This window comes from Streptomyces liliiviolaceus, from assembly GCF_018070025.1.
GTDB classification, from domain to species: Bacteria; Actinomycetota; Actinomycetes; order Streptomycetales; family Streptomycetaceae; genus Streptomyces; species Streptomyces liliiviolaceus.
In genome coordinates this window covers 7,302,795-7,326,422 of sequence record NZ_JAGPYQ010000001.1, presented here as the reverse complement: position 1 = coordinate 7,326,422, position 23,628 = coordinate 7,302,795, and the positions used below count along the sequence as shown (strand labels likewise).

Below are 23,628 nucleotides of genomic sequence, written 5' to 3'. Positions count from 1 at the left end.
CCCGCCAAGGGCCAGCGGGTAATTGGATTGCACGAGACGTCTCGTCTTGTTTAGGGTTGGGGTATGACCACCCCTCGTACCGCCCCCGCCCACATCGCCATGTTCTCCGTCGCCGCCCACGGGCATGTGAACCCGAGTCTCGAAGTGATCCGGGAGCTCGTCGCCCGGGGGCATCGGGTCACGTACGCGATTCCGCCGGTCTTCGCCGAGAAGGTCGCCGAGGCCGGCGCCGAGCCGAAGCTCTGGACCTCGACCCTGCCGTCCCCCGACGACGACCCCAGCGCCTGGGGGAGCACGCTCCTGGACAACGTGGAACCCTTCCTCGCGGACGCGATCCAGGCACTCCCGCAGCTCATCGAGGCGTACGAGGGCGACGAACCCGACCTCGTGATCCACGACATCACCTCGTACCCGGCCCGCGTCCTCGCCCACCGCTGGGGCGTCCCCGCCGTCTCGCTCTCACCGAACCTCGTCGCCTGGGAGGGGTACGAGGAGGAGGTCGCCGAGCCCATGTGGGCGGAGCCGAAGAAGACCGAGCGGGGGCAGGCGTACTACGCCCGCTTCCAGGCCTGGCTCGACGAGAACGGGGTCGGCCTGGACCCCGATCACTTCGCCGGCCGGCCCGCCCGCTCCCTGGTCCTCATCCCGAAGGCCCTTCAGCCGAACGCCGACCGGGTCGACGAGTCCGTGTACACCTTCGTCGGCGCCTGTCAGGGCGACCGCGCCGCCCAGGGCGAGTGGCGGCGGCCCGAGGGTGCCGGGCGCGTCGCCCTCGTGTCCCTGGGGTCCGCCTTCACCAAGCAGCCCGCCTTCTACCGCGCGTGCGCGACGGCGTTCGGCGCGCTGCCGGACTGGCATCTGGTGCTCCAGATCGGCAAGCACGTCGACCCGGCCGAACTCGGCGAGATCCCGGCGAACGTGGAAGTGCGCGACTGGGTCCCGCAGCTCGCGATCCTCCAGCAGGCCGACGTCTTCGTCACGCACGCCGGAGCGGGCGGCAGCCAGGAGGGGATGGCGACCGCCACACCGATGGTGTGCGTACCGCAGGCCGTCGACCAGTTCGGCAACGCGGACGTGCTCCAGGCGCTCGGAGTCGCCCGCCGGCTGCCCATGGAAGAGGTCACCGCCGACACCCTGCGCGAAGCCGTACTCGCTATCGCCGACGATCCGGAAGTGGCACGGAAACTCAAGTCGATCCAGGCCGAGATGGCGGCCGAAGGAGGAACTTCGCGAGCCGCGGATTTGATCGAAGCGGAAATTCCCCAAGGGCAGGACGAAGCCTGACAGGACGTAGAACGCCTGCTCAGGTGACCCTCAGCGAACCCGGAACGCCCCCGGGTCACGGTTCCATGGAATTGGTGAAGCCATGGCGCACTTTGTATAACGGGAAGGTCATTAGATAACGCTCGGGTAACGCGGGGTCCGTGCTGTCGGGTCATGGATCCGGTTGCTGAGTTCGACCCCTGACCCCCACAGAAGGTTGCACGGGCTACTTCTTGTTCTTTGATCGAACACCTTCTTAGCGTGAGGTGAACTCGATACGAACTTTGGGAAGTTGACCTATGCGCCGTGACATACCGCCCCTCGCAGAGGTGCGCCGCATCACCGAGAAGAAGCGGGACGCCTGGTGGACCGTGCTGCTCGTCGACCCGGTCGCCACTCCGCTGGTGCGGTTGACCGCGAAGTACACGCGGATCACCCCGAACCAGATCACCTGGGGCGCGTTCCTGCTCGGCCTGGTCTCGGCGGCGTTCTTCGCGTTCGGTGACTGGCGGTGGCTGATCGCCGGTGCGTTCGTCTACCACCTGAGCTTCATCCTCGACTGCATGGACGGAAAGGTGGCCCGCCTCACGGGGCAGGGCTCGGTCTTCGGCGCCTGGCTGGACTTCGTCTTCGACCGCATCCGGGTGGCGGTGTGCGGCGTCGCGCTGATGGCCGGGCAGTACGACCGCACCGGCGAGACGATCTACATCTGGCTGGCCGCCGCGGTCGTCTTCCTCGACACGCTGCGCTACATCAACGGCCTGGAGATCTTCAAGATCCGCCACACCATGCGCAAGCAGATCAAGGCGCGGGTGCGGGCGGCCCGGCGCGCGGAGAACGCCGCGGAGCTCGCCTTCATGGAGGACCTGCTGCGCAACAACCCCGAGGCGGACATCGAGCAGGACATCCGCCAGGCGGCCACGGCGACGGTGACACCGGGGGGCGTCGCGGAGTCCGCGGAGATCGCGGAGAGCCCCGAGGTCGCCGCCTTCGCGGAGCGCGAGCACGCGCCGGCGACCGCGGCGACGGCAGTGTCCGCGCCGGACGCCGCCGAGGGCGGGGTCGGAGCCGAGGGCGAGGCGCCGACCAAGGCCCCGGCCCGCGTGATCGACCTGCACCAGGAGTTCAGGCACCGCTTCCCGGTCTACCTCCGCGCCCGTTCCTTCTTCCTGCGCCACCGCATCCGTACGCACCTGGTGAGCGGTATCGAGTTCCAGATGGGCGTCTTCATCCTGGGCCCGCTGTTCGACTCGGTCATCAAGGCGACCATCGTCTCCGGCGCCCTGCTCCTCGTCTTCGAGCTGGCCATCATCTACAAGCTGCTGCTCTCCACCCGGGACTTCACGCGCACGATCGACTCCTTCGAGCGCGAAGAGGTCCCCGCCGCGGCCTGACCGGCAGACCGCGCACGGCGGACCACCCACGCACGGCGGACCACGCACGGCAGCGGGGCCGGGGCACATGCCCCGGCCCCGCTGCCGTTCAGTGTTCCGGTGTTGCCGCTCGGTACGGAACCGGCGTACGGAACCGGCCGGTCAGACGCCGACCCTCTCGCCCTCGACCGCCGGAGGCTGAGGCGGCTGCGACCGCGCGGACGGCTCCTCGAACGACTCGTCGTGACTGAGGTCCGGCAGCCGGTTCAGCCACTTCGGGAAGTACCAGTTGCGCTCGCCGAGCAGGGCCATGACCGCCGGGAGCAGCACACCGCGGATGATCGTGGCGTCGATCAGGACCGCCGCCGCGAGGCCCACACCCATCTGCTTCATGGACTGCATGGACAGCGTGCCGAAGATCGCGAAGACGGCGACCATGATGACGGCGGCGCTGGTGATGACACCGGCCGTGGTGACGACGCCGTGCTGGATGGCGTCCCGGGTCGTCAGCCCCCGCAGCCGCGCCTCACGGATCCGCGAGACCACGAACACGTGGTAGTCCATCGAGAGCCCGAACAGGATCACGAAGAGGAACAGCGGCAGCCAGGTGATGATCGCGCCCACCCCTTCGGCGCCCACCAGCGACGCGCCCCAGCCGTGCTGGAAGACGGCGACCAGGATGCCGTACGCCGCTCCGACCGACAGGAGGTTGAGGACGATCGAGGTGACCGCGATCGTCAGCGAGCGGAACGACAGGAGCATCAGGACGAAGGCGAAGACCACCACGAAGACGAAGACCGGGGCCACCGCGCTGACGAGCTGGTCGTTGAAGTCCTTCGAACCGGCCACCTGACCGGAGATCGGGGCCTCGACGCCGTCGACCTCGCCGAGCGTCGCGGGACGGACCTCGTCGCGGAGGATCGTCAGGCTCTTCTCGGCCTTGTCGAGGTCGGAGCCGCCCACCAGCGGTACGTACACGAAGGCGATGTTCTGCGCGTCGTGCACCTTGACGTCGACCGGGCCGCGCGAGGCACCCGAACTGACCGCCTGCGCGCGGAAGTCGGCGAGCGCGGACTTCACCTCGGGGGAGTTGATGTCGTCGGCCCTGACGACCACCTCGGCCGGGTCGGAACCGCCGGGGAACGCCTCGTTGACCCGCTCGTACGTCGCCACGATCGGCAGCGAGTCGCCGAACTCCTGGTCCAGCGTGAGGTTCTGGGTCTTCATGCCCAGCGCGGGGGCGGCGATGGCCACCAGGGCGCCCGCCGCGACGATCAGCGAGATCGCCGGCTTGGCCAGCACCACGCGCAGGACGGCCGTCCAGAAGCGGCTGTCGTTGCCGGCACCGGCCTTGCCCGCACCGCCGTTGGACTTGCGGCGCTTGTCCGGGTGCAGGAACGGGATCCGCCCCGTCTCGACCCGCTTGCCGAGCAGCGACAGGACCGCGGGCAGCACCGTGACCGAGCCGACCATGGCGACCGCCACGACCATCAGGGAGGCGAGCCCCATCGCCTTGAAGGTGGCGATCCCGGTGAACAGCATGCCCGCCATGGCCACGCACACCGTGACACCGGAGACGATGATGGCCCGGCCGCTGGTCGCCGCGGCGATGCGCAGCGCGGTCTCGGGGTCCCGGCCCGCGGCGCGTTCCTCGCGCTCGCGCCGCAGATAGAACAGGCAGTAGTCGACGCCGACCGCGAGCCCGACCAGCAGCATCACGGAGCTGGAGGTCTCGTCCATCGGCTGGACATGGCTGACGATCATCATCAGGCCCATGGTGGCCATGATCGCGGTGATCGCGAGCAGGACCGGTACCAGCGCCGCGACCAGCGCGCCGAACGCGACCAGCAGGATGCCGAGGGCCACCGGCACGGCGGAGAACTCGGCCTGCTGGAAGTCGTCGCCGAACGCGTCGTCGAACGTCTTGTTCATGCTGGCGCCGCCGATCTCCTCGATCCGCAACGCCTCATGGTCCTTCTGGACCTCGTCCACGGCCTTCAGCACGGGCTCGACCCGCTCGCCCGCCGTGTCCGCCTCGCCGCGCATGTCGAACTGGACCAGCGCGCTGCGGCCGTCCTTCGAGATCGTCTTCGTGTCGTACGGAGAGGTCACGTCGGTCACCTTGCCGGTGCCCTCGACCGCCTTGATCACGGCGGCGACGGCGGCACGGAACTCGCTGTCCGTGGCCTTCAGACCCGCTTCCCTGGCCTGGAGGAGCACGGTCTCCCCGGCCGGCTCGTCGATCCCCGCCTGCTCCGCGATGGCCGCGGCCCGGCCCGTCTCGCCGCCGAGCTGCTCGCTGTCCTTGAGCTCGACCGTGCCCGCCGCCGAGCCGAGCCCCATCGCCAGAACGACGAACAGCACCCAGATCCCGACGGCCGCCCAGCGGTGCCGGGCGCTCCAGCCACCGGCCCGGGCCGCTATCCCCCGTACCCGCGTGTCTCGCTTCCCCATGACGGGCTTGCCCCCTTGTCCTGGGTGCCGACCCCCTGCCGACACCATCGCTATGAAGGTATGGCGCGGATAAGGGCCTCTCCTCGTGCTGTCCGGTGAAGTCCTGCGGCCGGAAGTCCTCCCCGCGGACCCCGCTGCCTCCGCACTGAGGAGGATGAGAGGCCCTTACATGTAAAGCTGCTCCTCGGGGGTCGCGCCCGAGCTGACCGGTCGGTAACCTGCGGTGGGCCGGGCAGGCCCGGCCCACCGGCCGTCGTGCCCACCCCCACGGGGCACGACGGCCGGCCTAGGGGGTCCTGTCAGGTCTCGGGCCTAGGGTGTGCGGATGACGATGGGGACGACGACGTACGCGGCGCTGTTGCGCGGGATCAATGTGGGCGGCAGCCGGAAGGTGCCGATGGCCGAGCTGCGCACCCTCCTGGAAGGGCTCGGGCACGGCGGCGTACGCACGTATCTGCAGAGCGGGAACGCCGTGTTCACCAGCGACCACGGCGACGAGGACTTCCTCGCCGAGGAACTGGCGGGGGCCCTCGCCGACCACTTCGGTTTCACGGTCGAGGTCCTGGTGCGCGACCACGCGTATCTGCGGGCCGTGCTCGACGCCTGCCCGTTCCCGGCCGCCGAACTGGAGGCCAAGCAGCTGCACGTCACGTACTTCTCGGCGCCGGTCGACGCCGAGCGTTTTGCATCGGTGGACCGACAGACCTTCCTGCCCGAGGAGTTCCGCCTCGGCGACCGCGTGCTGTACCTGTACGCCCCCGACGGCCTCGGCCGCTCCAAGCTGGCGGAGAGCCTGGCGAAGCCCCGGGTGACGAAGGGGATCGTCGCCACCACGCGCAACTGGAACACCGTCGTCAAGCTCGTGGAGCTGACCGGTGAGTGAGCCCGCGCGCAGCGAATCCGCGGACGCGGCCGTCCAGGCGGCCGTCGCGGGCGAGCTGCGTCTCCTGGACCCCGAGGTCCGCCGGTCGCCCGAGCTGGTCGGCGCGCTGCTGCATCCCGACTTCCACGAGTTCGGCGCCTCCGGCCGGCACTGGGACCGGGCCGCGACCATCGACATGCTCGCCACGGAGACGGAGACGGAGACGGAGCCGGGAGCAGCCCCCGTGTCCACCTCCAGGATGAGAGGCGTCCAGCTCTCGGCGGACGTCGTCCACCTCACCTTCGACACGCAGGACAACGGCCTCCACGTACACCGGAGTTCGCTGTGGCGGCGGTCGGACGACGGGTGGCTCCTGTATTTCCACCAGGGCACGCCGTTCACGGTGTGACAGGCTCGGCCCATGCGCTACATCATCATCGGAGCAGGGGCCGTGGGCGGGGCCGTCGGTGGACGCCTCGCCGAGTCGGGACACGACGTGGTGCTCGTCGCGCGCGGCGCGCACCACGAGGCGCTGCGCGAGCGGGGGCTGCGGCTCGTGACACCCGACGGGACACGCACCCACCGGCTGCCCACGGTCGACGGCCCGGCGGCCCTCGGCGAACTGCGGGCACAGGACGTCCTCGTGCTCGCCGTCAAGACGCAGGACAGCGTCGCGGCGCTGGAGGAATGGGGGCCCGTACCGGTCGCGGGCGGCGGCACGGCGGCCGAACGGCTGCCGTTGCTGTGCGCCCAGAACGGCGTGGAGAGCCAGCGGCTCGCCCTGCGCCGCTTCCACCGCGTGTACGGGGTGTGCGTGTGGCTGCCCGCCACCTTCGTCGAGCCGGGCGTGGTGTCGGCGGCCGGTACGCCTCTGACCGGCATCCTGCACCTGGGGCGCTTCCCGCACGGCACGGACGACACCGCGCGGGCCGTCGCCGCCGACCTGTCCGCGTCCCGCTTCGAGGCGCCGGTAGTCCCCGATGTGACGCGCTGGCAGTACGCCAAGCTGCTCGCCAACCTCGCCAACGCCATCGAGGCGGTCAGCGGGGTCGTCGCCGGCGAGGAGGCCCGCGCGCTGCAGGGCCGGGTACGCGCCGAGGGCGAGGCGGTGCTCGCCGCAGCGGGCATCCCGTACGCCTCGCAGGAGGAGCAGAAGGAGGCCCGCGCCGACAAGATGCGCCTCGTACCGCTCGACGACGGACCGGTACGCGGCGGCGGCTCGTCCTGGCAGTCGCTGAGCCGGGGCACGGGCACGATCGAGGCGGACTACCTGAACGGGGAGATCGCCCTGCTGGGGCGCCTGCACGGAGTCCCGACGCCCCTCAACGACCTGCTGCGCCGCCTCGCGAACGAGTTCGCGCGCCGGCGGCGGGCGGCGGGTTCGATGGAGGTGGCCGAGCTGGTACGGCTGGCCGACGAGGCGGTCGCGCAGGCGCTCCCGATCTCCGGTGCCTCAACTCCGTGACACACGGCCCCTCGTATCCCTAGGGTGATGGGGCGATTACGGGGTGGGGGAGACCTGAATGGTCGGAAGACAGTTGCCGTCGTTGCCGAAGATGCGCAAGGACGCGGTCACCCGGCGGCTGTGCGCGTCGGTGCATCTCGACGCGGACTTCGCCCACGAGGCGGACCACCGGCTCACCGGGGACGGCCTGAACGCCATGGGCCCGGCCCTCGGCATCAACCTCGTCGCGCTCGCCCGGCACGCGCGCGTCGCCGTCAGGGCCCGCGCCGCGCTCGACCGCCAGCTCGCCTGGCTGTTCGCCGCGGGCTGGGTCGCGCTGCTCGCCGGACTGGTCGCCCTCGTCAAGGGGCACGGACCGATCGCGATGATCGCCGTGTACGGGCCCGTGGCCGTCCTGGCCGCCGCCTGGTGGCTCGTCCACCACGACCAGGCGCGCGCCAGGGCAGCGGCCCAGGAGGTCTACCGCAGCCCGGACAAGGCCGAGAACCTCGCCCCGGCCGTCGAACCGGAGGCGGAGGCGCGGCTGCACGACCTCAAGCGGGCCAACGTGATCCCGTACACCGACTCCGCGGAGCGCACCAACCCGTTCGTCGGCAGTGGCGACAAGATCAAGGAAACGCTCTGGCAGCCGATCGACGTCAGCAGGCCCGCGGACGCGCCCACCGGCGGCAAACTCACCATCCGCCCCTTCGACGCCGTCGACCTGCACACCTATGTGGCCCGGGAGATGGAGGGGGTCTCCGGCCTCGACGGACTGCGCGCCAGGAACCGCCTGTACGTGCTCGGCAGCAACGCCCTCCATCTGCCCGAGCTGCTGCCCGACCGCACCCGCCACCCGCGCGCCCAGATCCCCCGGCAGCTCGTCCAGGCGGGCCTGCAGAGCCCCGGCGCCGGTATGCGCACGTACCTCTGTCTCGAACGGGTCGGTGAGGGCGGCCGGACCATCGTCTCCATGTATCTGCGGGCGCGACTGCACCGGCCGAGCCTCACCTGGGAGGTCGCCGCGTACGCGATCCCGCCGCTGCACGGCCGCTTCCACCGGGTGGACCACCTGCCCGTCGCCCGCGGCGAGAGCTGGTGGAGCCTCGTCTCGTACGCCACCTCGCACGTCTGGCCCGAGCTGCGCGGTGCCTCCCGGCGGCTGCGCGCCCGGCGCCGGTTCCACCGCGAGGCGGAGCGCGCCCTGACCAAGACGCGCCGTGAGATCAAGGAACGCCATCTGGTGTACGACTACGGGGCGTTCGACAGTCTGCGCGAGAGCCTCGGCGACTGGGACGCGGCCGGCTACTCGGAGAAGACCGACGCGCAGGACTTCCTGTTCCGGCTCCAGCAGGGCGTCCTGGTCGCGACCGAGCGCTTCCTCCAGGACCACAACGTGGACACGGGCTCGTTCGACAAGGCGCAGCAGATCATCAGCACCCAGACCTACAACATCTCCGGGGACATCAACGGCCCCAGCAACATCGGCAACCAGGGCCAGATCAACATGGCGGGCGGCCAGCCGCAGCAGGGGCAGGGCGGCCACCCGGGCGCGGGCCAGGCCGGCGGACCGTGACCCGCACCCGCCCCCTCGGCAAGCCCGTCCTCGACGAACCCGCGCGTACGGCGAACAGCACCCCGATCAGGAGTCAGGCATGAGCACCTTCAACTTCCACGGCAACATCAACGGCCCCTCCAACTTCGGCGACCACGGCCGTATCGAGGTCAACAACGGGGTGGACGCGGCCCAGTCGCTGCGCCTGGCCGCCGAACTCGTGGAGCGGCTGCGCACCGAGAACCCGCACCTCGTCGCGCAGGCCGAGGTCGTACGGGGCGAGTTGGCGCGGGCCGAGCAGGAGGGCGCCGCCCCGGACCGCGGGCGGGTCCGCTCGGCCCTGGACACGATCTCCGTGGGCGTCGCGGCCGGCAGCGGAGGGCTCGCCCTCGCCCAGGAGCTGAGCCGGGTCCTCGGCCTGTGAACCCGGCGCGGCCCCCTCACCTCTGATCCGGGGCGCTCACTTCGCCCGGACGACCGCGCGGCTCCCGTCGCCCAGGTCCAGTTCCAGGCCCGCGCGCAGCGGAACCGTCTGGCCGGGGCCGATCTGCTGGGACGTGCCGTCCGAGCGCGTGCCCGCCCAGGTCCGGTCGCTGCGGTTCGCGATGCCGAAACGGCCAGGCTTCGTGGGGTGTTCCACCAGTTCGGCCACCAGGCTCGCGTCCGAGTAGTCGTGCCGGGCGGGCTCCGCCTGCAGATGGTGGGCCTGCACCCGGGCCGCGCGCGGCAGCCGGATGTGGCGCTCGGTGCGCGGCGGGGGAGTGGTCACCGTCAGACGCGGCGGCAGTACCAGCAGCGCCCCGCAGCCCCAGCACGGGCGGGACGCCTGCTGCTGGTGCTCACCCGGTTCGGTCATGTTCTGCCGCCCGCAGGACGCGCACTCCACCACCGCGTCCCGGACCGCCCGCAGCGCGTCGCGCCACTCGGACTCCCGCACCCGGACCGCCGGATCGTGCAGCCCGGCCGTGAAGCTGCGCCGGAACAGTTTCTGGAGGGCGCCCGCGGAGGCGTCCCAGGTGGCCAGCACGGTCGCGTGCTCCATCGGGTCGGGTTCGTTCGAGTCGTCCGCCGGGTCGAAGACGAACAGCGGGTTCTTCCCGTAGAGCTTCCGCTCGGCGGCCTCGTCCAAGCAGTGGATCGCCAACTCCCGCCTGCCCTTGAGCGGGTGATGGTTCATCAGGAACATGAACAGCAGCACGGCCAGCGAGTGCAGATCGGACTGCGTACCGGGACGGGCGCCCGGCTCGGCGCGCACCAGCTCGGGCGCCATGAACTCCATCGTCCCGGAGATCCCGCTCGCGTCGCCCTCCACCACCGCGTTGTCGTTGTCGCAGACGAGGATGTCACCGGTGTCCGGGTCGAAGAACACGTTGCCCCAGGAGATGTCCCGGTAGGCGATGCCGCGCGAGTGGAGCGCCTGGTACGCCTCGACGGTGTACAGGCACGCGGTCAGCAACGCGCGCGTGCTGGTGCGCAGTTGACGGCGGAACAGGGCGGGCAGGCCCTTGAACCGGTCGGGCCGCAGCCCCATCAGATACCCGAACGAGCCGTGGTGCCAGGGCACGTACGCCTCGGGCCACAGGAAGCGGTCGTCGTCGAAGTCGCGCGACACCAGTTCCCGTACGATCCCCTCCTGCTCCGCGGTCGCGCAGGTCGGGTAGTACCACTTGAGGGCCTTCTCGCCGACGGACGTCTTCACCCGGTAGACCTCGCCCTGGCCGCCCGCCCCCAGCATGTCGACGACCTGGACCTCCTCACCGGTCTCCACGGTCAGGCGGGTGCCGCTGTCGAGCATGCCGGTCATCTAGGTCTCCCTCTTTCGTTCGGATTCCGGTTCGGTGGCGGGGTCGGTGCCGGGCTCCGAGGCGGGTTCCGGTTCGGGCTTGGGCTGCGGGCGGGCCGCGTACGAGTGCAGGAGCGCCGCGGCCAGGGTCGTGTCGTCGCCGGAGTACCGCGAGGCGTGCCGCAGCCAGTCGGGCAGCGCCTCCCGCACCCCCTCGAAGCCCTCCGTCGCGAGCCGCTCGTCCATGCCCCCGACGAACTCTGTGAAGCCGTCCCCCGACGCGAAACTCTTCGACAGACCGTCCGTGGACAGCACCACCAGCCGCGGGATCCGCGCCTCCTCGAACACGGGCGCCCAGTGCGTCCGTACCGCGCGCCACGCCTGCGGTCCGCACAGCGACTCGGTCTCGTCGCCCAGGTCGTCCTCGGCCGGGGCCAGCGGCCGGGCCACCGAGCCGTCGTGGCCCACCACCGCCAGATCGCCGTCGCCGATCTGCCAGGCCGTCAGCAGCCACGGCGTCACGACCGCGCCGATCAGCGTGGTCCCGTACAGCGTCAGCTTCTCGTCGGTGCCGGGCTCGGGCAGGCCGAGGTCGGCCACCGGGCGGTGCCGCGACCAGTGCCCGAGGGCCGCCTCGCGCCAGGACTGGACGAGGGCGCGCGGCATGTCGTTGCGGGCGTAGTTCATCAGCCGGGCGAGCCCGCCCGGTTCGTGGCCGGCGTCGGCGGCCCGGCCGAACTCCGTCGCCAGCGCGACGAACCGGTCCACGGCGAACCGTGCCCCGAGCGCGCTGCGCGCGTGCGCGGCCGAGCCGTGGCCGTCCGCCACGGCGAGGACGAGGGGATCGGCCGAGGAACCGGTCCCGGAGAACGCGTACCAGTCCTGGTTCTGCCGTTTCCCGGTCCCCTGGATGCTTTCGGCGAGGGTGGCCCAGCGCCGTACGAGTGCCGTCACCACACGTCGTCGTCATCGTCGTCGTCGAGGACCGGCGGCGCGAACGGCTGCTTCGCCAGCGGGTCCCCCGAACCGGCGACCGGCTGCGAGGCCGCCTTGACCGCCGCCGTCGAGGCCCAGCGGATCGCCGCCGCGAGCTGCTTGGGACTGTTGGCGTCCAGCGGCTGCAGCTCCGGATTGGCGAGGAACTCCTGGAGCACGGAGCGGTCGGCGTCGTGGCCGATGGCGATCGCGACCCGGACGGCCTTGCGCCCCCAGGGTGTCGCGTCGATCGCCTTGAGGCCCGCCTTCCAGTCGTCGGTCGGCACACCGTCCGAGACCAGCGCGAGGACCGGCTTCAGGGCCCGCTGCGGCATCGGCGGGCTCTGCAGCTCGCGCGAGACCAGGTGCAGCGCCTCGCCCAGGTTCGTCATGCCGTCCACCTCGACGTCCTGCCAGGTGAAGTCGTCGACGGGGACGGGGGTCTGGTGGTGCCACTTCGCCGTCGTGGAGAACGTGACGGTACGCAGCAGCAGTTGGGCCGCCGGGTTGTCGTGGGCCACCGACCGCATCTCCGGGACGGCCTCCCGGATCGCGTAGTTGAGCCGGGCGATCTTCTCGCCCTGCATCGAGTACGAGCAGTCGAGCAGCCAGATGAAATGGACCGGACGGTTCGCCATGGGCCCGCCGGGGATGTCACTCACTGCGTGTCCTTCCGTGGGGTGTGGGTGGGTGGGTCGGTTCCGAGTTCGGGTCGGTGCGCGTCGGTCAGCGCACCGCGTACAGGACGCCCGCGACCAGGAGCGCGCACGTCAGGACCAGTGCGGTGACGAACAGGCCCAGGGCCATACGGCGCCCCCACCTGATGTGCCGCGTCACGGTACTCATGCGGTCTCCAGCTTCTTCTCCTTCGAGCCGGCCGCCGGGTCGGGGCCGACCAGCCGGCCCGTGCGCAGGCCCGACGCGGCCAGCAGCCACAGCACGGGCTCGGCGGCCCGGCGTTGCTCGCTGTCCAACGAGCCCGCGCCGGTGGCCGCGTGGGCGCTGACCGCCCAGTAGCGGTCGGACCTGAAGTCGTGGCCGAGGGCGCGGACCAGCCCGCCGAGGCCGATCTCGGTGAGCCAGGTGTCGATCCGGGCCCCGGCCACCGGCAGGGAGTCGAGCTGGTCGAGGACGTCCCGCTTGGTGACGACCGTCGCCACGGACATCCTGCCGCGCCGCCCGGTGAGCGCCGACAGCTCGCCCGCCAGCCGCTGGTACGTCTCCCAGGGGCCCTGCGGCGAGGGCCGTGCGGCGGTGGCCCGGTCGGCGTCGGTGCCGGTCAGCTTCGTGCGTACCGTCGGCTCGGCGAGCACGTCCGCGACCAGGACCACACCGTCGGTGTGCGCGAGGTAGTGCTGGGCGCGCACCCGCTCGGCGTCCTCAAGGGACTCGCCCATCGGGTCGTACAGGTAGAGCAGCCGGCGGCGGCGCCCGAGCGTGACGGTCAGCATGAAGGCGCGGGGCTGGCCGCCGGTCGTGGCATGCGCCCAAGTGCCCTGTGTCAGCGTCTGGTTGAGGGTGTTCGCGGTCTGCCGGTCGTCCGTCGACGCGTACTCGACCCGCAGGTCGCTCCGCCGCGACCAGGCGTGCAGGCCCTCGACCATGGCGGCCATCAGCATCGTCTTGCCCGACGAGGTGCCGCCGACCAGCGGCGCGTGCACGACCCGCGTGGTGCCCACCGCGTCCGGCAGCACCTGGTCGCAGTGCGGGCACAGGGCGGTCAGCCGGCCGCGGCCGGCGAGCCGGCTCGCTCCGAGCCGCTGCCCGCAGGAGCACATGTGCCGCAGCGCCCCGTACCGTCCGGGACGCAGCCGGGCGTGCGGCTTCCGGCAGCCGGGGCAGCGGTGCACCGCGAGCGGCACCGGCCGGTAGCAGCCCGGATAGGGGCACTTGACGCGGATGCGCAGGACCGTCGCCCAACCGCGCTCCACGCCCCGCAGGACGAGCGCGGTCCCGGCGGCGCCCAGCCACACCAGGCCGAGCAGCAGGGCGAGGACCGCCAGCGCGAGCGCCAGGAACACCGTCGAGAGCGTGGCGCCCACCAGGGCGCCGAGGAACGTGCCGGGCGCGACGAGCCACATCCCGAGCTGTACGAACGAGTTGCGCTCGGGCAGCCCGTCGGCACGGATGCCGCGGAACAGCCGCGCGGTCGTGTGCTGGGTCCACCGGGTGGTGAACCGCAGCCAGATCACCCGGATGCCGAAACCGCCCGCCGTAGCCGCGTCCACCCACATCTGCCGCCACCAGTAGGCGAGTTCGGCCGGTTCACCGCCACCGCCGCTCGTGCCGACCACCGGGATACGGGTGTCGGGCTGGCCCTCCTGCCGGGGGCCCAGGGCGGAGCACACCGCCCGCACCCCCAGGGCGAGGAGCTGCCACAGGGCGTTGCCGAAGCAGACGGCGCCCGCGACCAGTGCCAGGAAGCCGAGGACGCCCTGCGCGATCAGGTTCACCGGTACTCCCGGCCGTCGCCCGGAGGGGGTGCCACGTCCCCGTACCGCGAGGACGGGTCGTTGCCCCGGCTCCCGTCCCTGCCTCCGTCCCGGCCGCCCTCCTTGCCGCGTCCGCGGCCGGTGAACCGGCCCGCGAGGCGGCCGAGCGTGCCGGGCCGGTTCCAGGCCCGGAAGGCGTCGAGCTTGCCGCGGCCCGCCCGGTCGAGGCCCGCCTCCACCTGCGCCAGATCCTCGGCGGGCAGCGCCCGCACGACGGGCCGCAGCACCTTGGCCAGCAGCCCGGAACAGATCTCGTCCCACGCCGGGTGCGCGCCCGCGTGCGAACTCCAGTCGCAGAAACAGTCGGCGACATAGCCGGGGACGGTACGCAGCCGGTCGCCCACCCGGTTCGACTGCGCCCTCCGCTCGTACGCGGACAGCAGGGCCGCGTCACCGGAGAGGGCCAGCGCGTACAGCTCACCGGGCGGCGCCGAGCCGCGCAGCAGCCGGCGCGCGAGGGCGCGGTGGATCCGTTCGAGGACCGGCGCGGGCACGGGGCGCGCGTTCGCGCCGAGCGCCGCCGCGCGCTGCACCCAGTCCAGGCCCTCGCCCTCGGTGCCGAGCAGTCCCGCGAACTCCAGCAGCAGGAGCGCCGCGCGCTGTTCCGGCGCCAGCTCCGCGGTGAAGCAGCGCAGCAGGTCGGCGGCGAGCGCCGGGATGTCACGGTCGTCGGCCGGCGCCGCGAGGGCGGCGTCGACCAGCAGGTCCCGGGTACCGGCGGCGCGGTGCAGGTCGGAGCCGAGTTCGTTGAGCAGCAGGCTCGCCTCCTGGCCCGTGGGCAGTTCACCGGGCCACACCAGGTCGACCGCGGTCCGCAGGACGGCCGGTTCGGTGTGCGGGGAGACCCCGGCGGTCCGCACCACGCCGTGGAACGCGGTCAGCCGGTCGCCCGCGCCGGTGGGCAGCGCGTTCGACGCGCACATCCGCAGATGCGGGAACCCCGGGTGGCCCCGTACGGGAAGGTCCACGACGGCCAGCATCCGCGCGGCGGACACCGGCCGGTCGGCGGAGATCGCGTCGAGCGCGCCGAAGAGGGCGATCCGCAGGGTCGGGTGCGCGGCGACGGCGTCGCGCAGCCCGGCGAGCTCCCCGGGCCCGACGGGGCTGCCGGGCCCAACGGGGCTACCGGGCCGCGCCGGTCCGCCGGGTCCGCCAGCGCCGCCGGGGAGTGCTGGTCCGGCAAGGTCGCCGGGTCCGCCAGCTCTGCTGGGCCAGCCAGGGCGGTCCGGTCCGCCGGTGCCGCTGAGCCTGCCGGGACGTGCTGGCCAGTCAGGGCCGCTGGAGCCGCTGGAGCCGCTGGAGCTGCCGGGCCCGCCGGGGTGCGCCGGGCCGGTGAGACCAGCGGCGTCGGCGGGACCGCCAGGCCCGGTCACGCCGGTGGCGGCGTCGTGGCCGGTCCCGGGGCCGATGCCGGTGCCCGCCCGGGCCCCGTTCCCGGTTCCGGGCTGGGCCGGGCCCGTGCGCGTGCTCCACCAGGGGATCGCCCCGTCGCGGTCGGCGGTCGCCGCCGGGGTGCGCCGCCCCGGGTGCCCGGTGCCCGTACGGGGCTCCGGGCCCGTGGCGGAGGCGTGCGCCCGCGCCTCGGGGATGTCCATGAGGGCCTGGGCCAGCCGCGCCGCGAGGTCCGGGAGAAGGTCGGTGCAGTCGACCTCCAGCAGATCGGCGACGCGCAGAAGACCGAGCGGGCGCCCGGCCGGCGGCTGCGCCGGGTCGGCCACGCCCGAGCGGATCGCGTACCCCAGCTCCGCGCCGAGCCGCGTCCGCGCCTCGGGGGTGAACGAGCCGCCGTGGACGACGGGGACGGGCCCGTCGCCGCGCACCGCCGCCGTCAGCACCCGCGCGGCGAGCGGCGCGGAGACGACGGCGGGCACCTGTCCGTCGAGACGCTCGAAGAGCGCGGTCAGCCCCGCGACGAAGTCGCCCGCGGAGTCCGTACCCGATGTCTCCCGGTCCACAGGTCCTGCGTCGTCCGCCGGCCGTGCCTCGCACAACGCCGTGACGATCGCGGCCAGTTCGTCCTCGGGCAGACTCCCCGCACGGTCGCGGACCCAGTGCGTGGCCGCCGTGAGGGCGGCCGGGGGCAGCGGGACACGAGCCGTGAGCGCCGCCGCGGCCAGGGAACCGAGGTCCGGCCCGTGACGCCGGAACAGATCGGGCCTGCCCGCCCGCCACACCCGGGCGCACACCTCCGCCCACGGGTCCGCCACAGCCTCTGCGGACGTGCCGGGAGCGGCGGGCACGGGCGGCCGGGTGCAGTCGTGGACCCGGTGCCGATGGCCGTACGCCACGGTCTCGGACGACGGCAGTACGCCGATGATCTGCTGCCTGGCCTGCACGGGCCGCCGCGTGTACGTCGTGAAGGTCAGCCGGTGCGCCTGCTCGCGCGGCAGCACCGCGCAGGCCAGCGCGATCCACTGGGCCACCGCGGCGCTGTCCCGCTCCACGAGCACGACCTGCCCGGCACCCGGGTCGTCCGCGACCGCCCGGACGTCCGCGAGGACCGCCGCGAGCCGGTCGGCGCGGGACACCGCGAAGGCCACCAGCGCCTCGTGCCGCATGAGCCCCGACGGCTCGAAGCGGTCGATCGGCTCGGGCCTGCCGCCGTCCGGCGTCGCCCGGCCCCAACGCCGGGACTCCCAGGCCGCGATGGGCAGCGCGCCGTCCGGCAGCCGTCCCCCCGCGGGCAGATGGAGGGCATGGGCGTGGAAGTTGCCCCACCGCCCGCTGTAGTCGACGCCCGTGTAGACGGAACGGCTCAGCAGCCGCCCGCCGTCGGAGAGCTCGCTGAAACTGAACGCGGTGGGGAAACCCGAGAGTTCGTCGGCGTCGGGCCGTGCGGGGGAGTCCCGCGGCGGCTCGTACCCGATGAGCTGCTCCGCCTCTCTGAGCACGCCCTGCGGCACGTCCTCGCTGACCGCCGTGAAGCGGAAGCCGGACCCGCCGGGCCCCGGCGGCGCGGAGGTGTAGTGGAGCTGGGAGAGCGTCACCTGGACGGTCCTTTCCGTGCGTTCGTCACCGGCAGCAGCCCGCGCCGGGCCAGCAGCCACAGCAGAGGATCCTCCACGCGCAACGGCTGCGGCCCCGACTTCGGTACGTCCGCCGGGGCGTCGGCGGGCGGTGGCGCACCCAGCGCCGAGAGACCGAACAGCGACAACTCCGCGAAGTCGCGCTCCAGTTGCCGGTACAGCGCCCCCGAGTCCCAGTCGGCCAGGTGGGAGCGCAGCTCCTCGTGCACCGCGAGCCGGTCGTCCTCGTCGAGGGTCCCACCGTCGTGGGTGGCGCTGTTGAGCAGGGGCGAGTGCGGGTCGAGCAGCGGCCGCAGCATGTCCGTCTTGGTCACCGCCACCGCTATCGGTGTACCGACCCGGCCGCGCGAACCGCCCCGGCCGTGCGCCCGCAGCTGGGTCGCCAGATCCGCCGCGATCTGCTGCGGCGGGGTCTCCACGGCGGGCAGCGGCGGCCCGTCGCCGAGCGGCAACCGGTCGCGCACCGAACCGAGTTGCAGCGGGTCCACGAGCAGGATGATGCCGTCGGCCGCGCTGAGATAGCGGGTGTAGCGGTCGACTGCGTCGGCGCCCGCGAGGTCCTCGCCCGCCGCGTCGAAGAACACGAGGGTCGTGTGCCGGCTGCCCGTGCCGAGCCGCCCGCGCCGGGGCAGGCTCAGCCGGTACAGCAGCGGATCGTTGAAGCCCAGCGCGGCGGGCCGGGTCGCGTCCGGCAGCCGAAGCCGCTCGTACAGGTCCTGGGCCATCTCCTTGTCGCGCTGCTGCGTGCCCTGGCCCATCGCGGCCAGCGAGGCGTCGAAGGCCTGGCCGACCCGCCGGTTCAACTCGTTGACCAGCACGGCGACATACGTGCTCTTGCCGGACGCCTTCGCACCGACCAGGGCGATGATCCGGCTGTCCTGCTCGCAGTAGTCGCTGGGCAGATCGCTGTGGCAGGAGCCGCACACCCGTACCGTCGTGGTCACGCCACAGCCCGGACAGACGGCGGGACCCGCGTTCGCGGCGGGCCGCAGTCTGGACACCGGGGAGCGCGGCCGGGTGAAGACCGGACCGCGCATCCGGGCCGACGGCGGGATGCTCGGGCCCATGAACTCGGCCCACACGTCGTCGCGTTCGGGTCCGCACGGCTGCGATCCGCGCACCCCGCCCGCGATCATCAGACAGCGGTAGGGCAGCCCGGCGGCCGACGAACGGGCGAAGCAGTAGGGGCAGATGACGGTCGTCATGGGTTCAGCGCACCACCAGGGTCGCGGGGGACGGTTCTTCGAGTCGTACGGACGTGGCGTGCGCGCCGAGCAGAAACCCGCGCAGGGTGTACGGGACGGGGCAGGGGGCCGAGTCCAACTCGTGCTCGACCGTACGCAGTTCCAGCAGCTCGGCACCGGCGATCCTGAGCACGGTGGTGCCGTCCGCGGGCCCGCGGGGACGGAGCGTGCCACTGCGCGCGACACAGACGAACTCCGGCAGCTGCTCCGGCAGCCGGGGCTCATTCTCCTCGGAGGAGGAGGTGGGGGAGGAATCCGGGGCGGAGAGGGTGACGCGGATCAGGGGCTTGCCGCGCCGCAGCATCCGGCGCGGCGCGGGCACCAGGCGGTACGCGACGGACGCGTCCGGCGGCAGCTCCGTCTCGGCGGCCGACGGCAGCGCGACCACGGACCCCGAGGCGCGCGGCGCGGGCACGGCCCGGACCCGGACACCGCCCCGGCCGACCGGCAGCCGCAGGCCCTGACGCCGGTACTGGTGCGCGGCGACGGCCTGTTCGCCCGTGTGCCCGCCGCTCTCCGTCCAGCTGACGGTCAGCAGTCCGGTGCCCTCGGGCCAGTCCAGGACCACCTGCACCTGGCCGTCCGCCTGCCGCCGCAGGCTCAGCCCGGTCACGGGGACGGGCGCCTCCACGGTGACGGCCGGTCCGGCCACGGCACGCTCCCCGAGCACGGCGACGGCCGCGACCTCGGCGTGGGTGCCGGGCGGTGGGCACAGCACCGGTTCGCCGTCGTGCGGGCGGGGCCACGGCAGCGGCTCGGGCAGCCCGTCGGTGGCCAACTCGGTTCCGGGCGCGGGAGCTTCGCCGGGCCAGCACACCAGCCGTACGTCCGTGGGCTCCTCGGGTACGCCGTCCTCGGCGCCCCCGCCGCCCCCGCCGCCCGTCCAGGCGAACCGGATCGTCTCGCCCTCGGCCGTGGCCGTGAGCGTCCGTACGGGGTCGGGCCAGCGGTGCACCGTGCGGGCCGCCTCGACGCCCGGGGACGCGACGACCTGACCCTCGGGCGTGCGGTAGTGGCAGACGACCCGGAACCGGTGCGGGCCGGGCGGCAGCCCGGTGGCCGCGAACCGGTCCCTGTCGCAGGGGAGCGCGCCGGTCGGGCCGTCGGGGCCGGTGTGCTCGACATTCACCTCCGTGGCGCCGGGCGGTGTCCGCCAGGTGCCGTCGATCCGCTCCCGGCCGTCCGTCAGCGTGAGACCGTCCGCCTCGGGCGTGAGCGGCAACTCCCGCGCGACGAGCGGTACGCCGTCCACGCGGCCCTCGCGCAGGGGGAGCGCCACGTAACGCACCATGCTCCCGAGCGGTATCGCCCGGTCCTCCGTGCCGCACACGCCGCCCGTGCCGGTCGCACCCGCGGGCACCTGGCGGACCTCGCGTACCTCGGTGCTGCCGCGCCCGGTGCGCCGGAGCCGCAGGATCCGCCAGACGACGCCGGGCTCTGCCGCGTCCCAGGCCAGCGCCGCCGACTCCGGGCGCAGTGCGCACCGCAGCCGCTCGGCGCGGTCGTCGTGACGGGGCCGGTGGATGCGTACGAGGCTGAACAGGGCCTTGCGGTCGTCCGCGGCGAGGCGCAGGGTCCGCAGGTACTCCTCCGTCGCGGCCTCGGTGTCGCCCGCCCGCTCGGCGGCACGGGCCGCGTCCAGCGCGGCGTCGGCGTGGCCCAGCCGCCGGGCGAGGGTGGTCCGCAGGGCGTCCAGCGCCGGGTCGCGGCCGGTGGTCGGCAGTCGTTCCAGGAGTTTGCGCACGCGACGCAGCCGGTGCTCGGCCCAGGCGTCGGCCAGTGACTCGGCGGCGGTCCGCTGTGCCTTGTCCAGGACGGGGCGGGTGCGGGCGGCGGCGGCGAGGCCCGCGGATTCGTCGGCGTGGATGCCCAATGCTCGTGCGGTGTCGGGGTGGTGGCCGTTCGGGTGGTCCTGGAGGAGGCCGATCAGTTGGTACAGCAGGACTCTGCGCAGGGCCTGCGGGTCGCTGCGGTGGAGTGCGGCGAGGTCGTTCGCGAGGGTTGCCCTCGGGCCCGTGCCGCGGCCCAGGTCGGCCAGGAGTGCCTGGTCGACGCGTCGTCGGCCGCGGGGGCCGAGGGGGACGAACACGCCGTCCAGGACGCGCAGTCCGGGGGCCGTGCCCGGGGCGGTGCCGGGGCCCGGGGCGAAGAGTTCGCCCATGTGGCGCAGGCCGGCGGCGTGTTGGGTGGCTACCAGGCGGGTGTAGCCGGGGGTCAGGGGGGTGAGGGGGAGTGCGGACAGCGCTTGGGGCAGGCCTAGGTGATGCCCGAACTCCAGACCTGCCACCTGTACCGCTCCCCCGGTCGTGCCTGCGACCGACATCCCATCAGATTTGGGGGGTTGGGGGGAGTGACTTTCGCAATCCGGCGAGGTGGGAGGGGTTGTGTGTGCGGCATGGTCCTGAAGTGAAGAACGAAGTCCGCCCCCGCCGCCCCTACCCTCCCCGTCACTGCATGGGGGCTCCGCCCCCTCGCCCCCATCGCGCAGTTCCCCGCGCCCCTGGGTACCCAGGGGCGCGGGGAACTGCGCAATCTTTTGTCTTGAAGGGGCGCGGGGAACTGCGCAATCGTTAAGGGGCAGCCCCACCGGCCCGCAGGTGAACGCTCAAGCCCCCACGGCGGCCAGAGCCGACACCGCGGCGGCCGCGTCGTAGCGGGACAGGAGCACGCGCGCAACCTCCGGCGCCGCTCCCAGCACCGGCGCCAACAGATCCGCCCCACCAGCCTCCCGCGCGACCCGGTCCGGCAACCGCCCCGGCGCGAGGAAGTACGGCGCCACAACCACCCGCGCACACCCCAGCGCACGCAAGGACTCCACCACCTCCCCCGTCCGCGGCAGCGATCCCGCGGAGGCGAACGCAGGCCGCACGGCGCACCAACCGGTCCGCCGCCACTCCCGCGCGATGTCTGCGATCACTGCGATCGCCTCCGGGTCGGTGGACCCCGCCGCGGCCAGGACGACCCCGGTCGAGGACTTGTCGGCGGGGGACAGCCCCGCCTCGTACAGCCGTCGTTCGAGCGCGGACGTCAGCAGGGGTGACGGGCCGAGCACCTCGGCCTGCCGGATCCGCAGCCGGGCCGGTGCCTGGCTCAGCACCGACGGGATGTCCGCCTTCGCGTGGAAGGCGCGGGTCAGCAGGAGAGGGAGGGCGACGATGTCGCGTACGCCCTCCGCCGCCAGGGATTCCAGTTTGCCGGAGACCGAGGGGAGGTTGAACTCCAGGAATCCGGCCTCCACGCGCATCCCGGGCCGCCGCGCCCGCACCTGGCGTACCAGGTCGTGCACGGTCGCGGCATGGCGCGGGTCGCGGCTGCCGTGGGCGACGACGAGGAGTACCGGTTTCGACATGGAGGTCAGCTCTTCACTCGGCTCTCGTTGCGGCTCAGCTCTTCACCAGGAGACCACGGCTGCGCAGCACCCACCGCTCCAGCGGGCTGAAGATCAGCAGGTCGATGGCGATACCGACGATCAGGATGAGGAGGATGGCGAGGAACACCATGGGCATGCTGTTGGCCGTACGGCCGTTCTCCAGCAGCTGGCCGAGGCCGACGCCCAGGTCCGGCGAGGACGCGATGATCTCGGCGGCCATCAGGGAGCGCCAGGAGAACGCCCAGCCCTGCTTCAGCCCCGCGAGATATCCGGGCAGCGCGGCCGGGATCACGACGTGCCAGGTGCCGCGCAGGCCCGTCGCGCCCATCGTGCGGCCCGCCCGCAGGAACAGCGGCGGGACCTGGTCGACGCCGGAGACGAGACCGTTGGCGATCGAGGGGACCGCGCCGAGCAGGATGACCGCGTACATCATCGAGTCGTTGAGGCCGAGCCACAGGACGGCCGGCGGCACCCACGCCACCGACGGCAGCGACTGGAGGCCGGACAGGATCGGGCCGATCGCCGCGCGCACGAACTTCACCCGCGCGACCAGCAGCCCGAGCGGGGTGCCGATGACGAGGGCCATCAGGAAGCCCAGCAGACCGCGCGAGACGCTCGTCCAGATGTATTCGAGGAGCGTGCCCTCCAGCCAGGCCTCCTGGACCTCGTCCCAGACCGCGGACGGGGCCGGCAGCTTGTAGCTGTCGGTGACCTCGGCCCACACCAGGACCTGCCAGACGACCAGCACCAGGGCCACGGCGACGATCGGCGGGAAGATCTTCTCCACGAAGGTCCGGCGGAACGGGGTCCTCTTCGTCTGGACCGTGTCCAGCGCGTCGAGACCGGCTTCGAGTCCGGCGAGATCGGCGCTCTGCCCGACGCGTTCGTCCTCGCGGCCCTCGCCCGTCGCGCCGCCCGTGCCCGTCGCGCCGCCGTCCTTGACGGCGCTCGTCTCAGTGCTGGCCATGGCGGCGGATCTCCCCACGCAGTTGTTCGGTGATCTCGACGGACAGTTCCGCCACGGCGGGGTCCTCGATACGGCGCGGCTGCGGAATGTCGACCGTCCACTCCCGCGCGACGCGCCCCGGGCGCGAGGACAGCAGCACCACGCGCTCGGCGAGCCGTACCGCCTCGCGCACGTTGTGCGTCACGAACAGCACCGACACGTTCGTCTCGCGCCAGATCCGGGTCAGCTCGTCGTGCAGCACGTCCCGCGTGATGGCGTCGAGGGCCGCGAACGGCTCGTCCATCAGCAGCAGCCGGCTGTCCTGGGCGAGCGCGCGGGCCAGCGCGACCCGCTGCCGCATACCGCCGGACAGCTCGTGCACCCGCTTGCCGTACGCGCCCTCCAGCCGGACGAGCGCCAGGAGCTCCTCCGCCCTGGTGCGGCGGTCGGCCTTGGCCACGCCCCGCAGTTTCAGGGCCAGCTCGATGTTCTTGCCCGCGGTCAGCCACGGGAAGAGGGCGTGCTCCTGGAACATCAGGGCCGGGCGGCCGTCGGTGCTGATGCCGCCCGCGGACGGCTCGTCGAGCCCCGCGACCAGGTTCAGCAGCGTCGACTTGCCACACCCCGAGGCTCCCAGGAGGGTGACGAACTCGCCGGGCGCGACATCGAGCGTGATGTCGTCCAGGACGAGCTGCTGCCCGGCGGGGCCGGCGAAGGACTTCGAGACGTGCTCGATCCGGGCGGCGTACTCCGCCGACGTACCGGCTTCGGCGTCGGCGGTCTTTGCGAGGGCGGTTGCCACGGTCGTCACCTCCTGGGAACTCATGGGTCCGGGCCTGAA

18 protein-coding genes are annotated in these 23,628 nt (G+C 72.9%); 7 read left to right on the top strand and 11 right to left on the bottom strand.

Annotated features, from left to right (window positions below; genetic code table 11):
• Window positions 1–63 precede the first annotated feature (63 nt).
• Window positions 64–1,284 (top strand): macrolide-inactivating glycosyltransferase, encoded by a 1,221-nt coding sequence (gene mgt / locus J8N05_RS31295; protein WP_210888799.1) that lies wholly within the window; start codon window positions 64–66, stop codon window positions 1,282–1,284.
• 278 nt (window positions 1,285–1,562) lie between these two features.
• Entirely contained in the window at window positions 1,563–2,657 is a 1,095-nt protein-coding gene (locus J8N05_RS31290; protein WP_210888798.1) for a CDP-alcohol phosphatidyltransferase family protein, read from the top strand.
• A 141-nt stretch (window positions 2,658–2,798) separates the two neighbouring features.
• Here the strand turns inward: J8N05_RS31290 and J8N05_RS31285 are convergent, their stop codons facing one another.
• Window positions 2,799–5,090, bottom strand: a complete 2,292-nt coding sequence (locus J8N05_RS31285; RefSeq protein WP_210888797.1) for an MMPL family transporter — start codon at window positions 5,088–5,090, stop codon at window positions 2,799–2,801.
• A 325-nt stretch (window positions 5,091–5,415) separates the two neighbouring features.
• Between J8N05_RS31285 and J8N05_RS31280 the strand changes: the two genes are divergently transcribed.
• From J8N05_RS31280 to J8N05_RS31260, 5 genes are all read left to right on the top strand, one after another.
• Window positions 5,416–5,973 (top strand): DUF1697 domain-containing protein, encoded by a 558-nt coding sequence (locus J8N05_RS31280; RefSeq protein ID WP_210888796.1) that lies wholly within the window; start codon window positions 5,416–5,418, stop codon window positions 5,971–5,973.
• Window positions 5,966–6,361, top strand: coding sequence for a nuclear transport factor 2 family protein (locus J8N05_RS31275; RefSeq protein WP_210888795.1), 396 nt, complete (start codon window positions 5,966–5,968; stop codon window positions 6,359–6,361). The genes J8N05_RS31280 and J8N05_RS31275 overlap by 8 nt, the downstream gene beginning before the upstream one ends.
• A 12-nt stretch (window positions 6,362–6,373) precedes the next feature.
• A complete protein-coding gene (locus J8N05_RS31270; RefSeq protein WP_210888794.1) occupies window positions 6,374–7,417 on the top strand; it encodes a ketopantoate reductase family protein in 1,044 nt (347 codons plus the stop codon).
• 58 nt (window positions 7,418–7,475) lie between these two features.
• Window positions 7,476–8,972 carry a hypothetical protein gene (locus tag J8N05_RS31265; protein ID WP_210888793.1) on the top strand — a complete coding sequence of 499 codons (1,497 nt, stop codon included), beginning with the start codon at window positions 7,476–7,478 and terminating at the stop codon, window positions 8,970–8,972.
• Between the two features lie 79 nt (window positions 8,973–9,051).
• Window positions 9,052–9,375 (top strand): hypothetical protein, encoded by a 324-nt coding sequence (locus J8N05_RS31260; RefSeq protein ID WP_210888792.1) that lies wholly within the window; start codon window positions 9,052–9,054, stop codon window positions 9,373–9,375.
• A 36-nt stretch (window positions 9,376–9,411) separates the two neighbouring features.
• On the opposite strand, the gene J8N05_RS31255 is transcribed toward J8N05_RS31260, so the two are convergent.
• The 10 genes from J8N05_RS31255 to J8N05_RS31210 form a co-directional block, all read right to left on the bottom strand.
• A complete protein-coding gene (locus J8N05_RS31255; RefSeq protein ID WP_210888791.1) occupies window positions 9,412–10,755 on the bottom strand; it encodes a serine/threonine protein kinase in 1,344 nt (447 codons plus the stop codon).
• Entirely contained in the window at window positions 10,756–11,691 is a 936-nt protein-coding gene (locus J8N05_RS31250) for a protein phosphatase 2C domain-containing protein (RefSeq protein ID WP_210888790.1), read from the bottom strand.
• On the bottom strand, window positions 11,685–12,347 hold the full coding sequence (locus J8N05_RS31245; protein ID WP_107022038.1) for a vWA domain-containing protein: 663 nt from the start codon (window positions 12,345–12,347) through the stop codon (window positions 11,685–11,687). The genes J8N05_RS31250 and J8N05_RS31245 overlap by 7 nt, the downstream gene beginning before the upstream one ends.
• 204 nt (window positions 12,348–12,551) lie before the next feature.
• Window positions 12,552–14,162, bottom strand: a complete 1,611-nt coding sequence (locus J8N05_RS31240) for a TRAFAC clade GTPase domain-containing protein (RefSeq protein ID WP_247706576.1) — start codon at window positions 14,160–14,162, stop codon at window positions 12,552–12,554.
• On the bottom strand, window positions 14,159–17,188 hold the full coding sequence (locus J8N05_RS31235; RefSeq protein WP_210888789.1) for a GTPase-associated protein 1-related protein: 3,030 nt from the start codon (window positions 17,186–17,188) through the stop codon (window positions 14,159–14,161). The genes J8N05_RS31240 and J8N05_RS31235 overlap by 4 nt, the downstream gene beginning before the upstream one ends.
• A complete protein-coding gene (locus J8N05_RS31230; RefSeq protein ID WP_210888788.1) occupies window positions 17,185–18,432 on the bottom strand; it encodes a TRAFAC clade GTPase domain-containing protein in 1,248 nt (415 codons plus the stop codon). Before J8N05_RS31230 ends, J8N05_RS31235 begins: the two co-directional genes overlap by 4 nt.
• A gap of 4 nt (window positions 18,433–18,436) precedes the next feature.
• Window positions 18,437–20,794, bottom strand: coding sequence for a hypothetical protein (locus J8N05_RS31225; protein ID WP_247706575.1), 2,358 nt, complete (start codon window positions 20,792–20,794; stop codon window positions 18,437–18,439).
• Between the two features lie 282 nt (window positions 20,795–21,076).
• On the bottom strand, window positions 21,077–21,820 hold the full coding sequence (locus tag J8N05_RS31220; RefSeq protein WP_210888787.1) for a sirohydrochlorin chelatase: 744 nt from the start codon (window positions 21,818–21,820) through the stop codon (window positions 21,077–21,079).
• Between the two features lie 34 nt (window positions 21,821–21,854).
• The gene (locus J8N05_RS31215) at window positions 21,855–22,808 is read right to left on the bottom strand and encodes an ABC transporter permease (protein ID WP_210888786.1); all 954 of its coding nucleotides are present in this window, start codon (window positions 22,806–22,808) and stop codon (window positions 21,855–21,857) included.
• Window positions 22,795–23,613: an ABC transporter ATP-binding protein gene (locus J8N05_RS31210; protein WP_210888785.1), complete on the bottom strand. Its 819-nt coding sequence runs from the start codon at window positions 23,611–23,613 to the stop codon at window positions 22,795–22,797. Before J8N05_RS31210 ends, J8N05_RS31215 begins: the two co-directional genes overlap by 14 nt.
• Window positions 23,614–23,628: the final 15 nt, after the last annotated feature.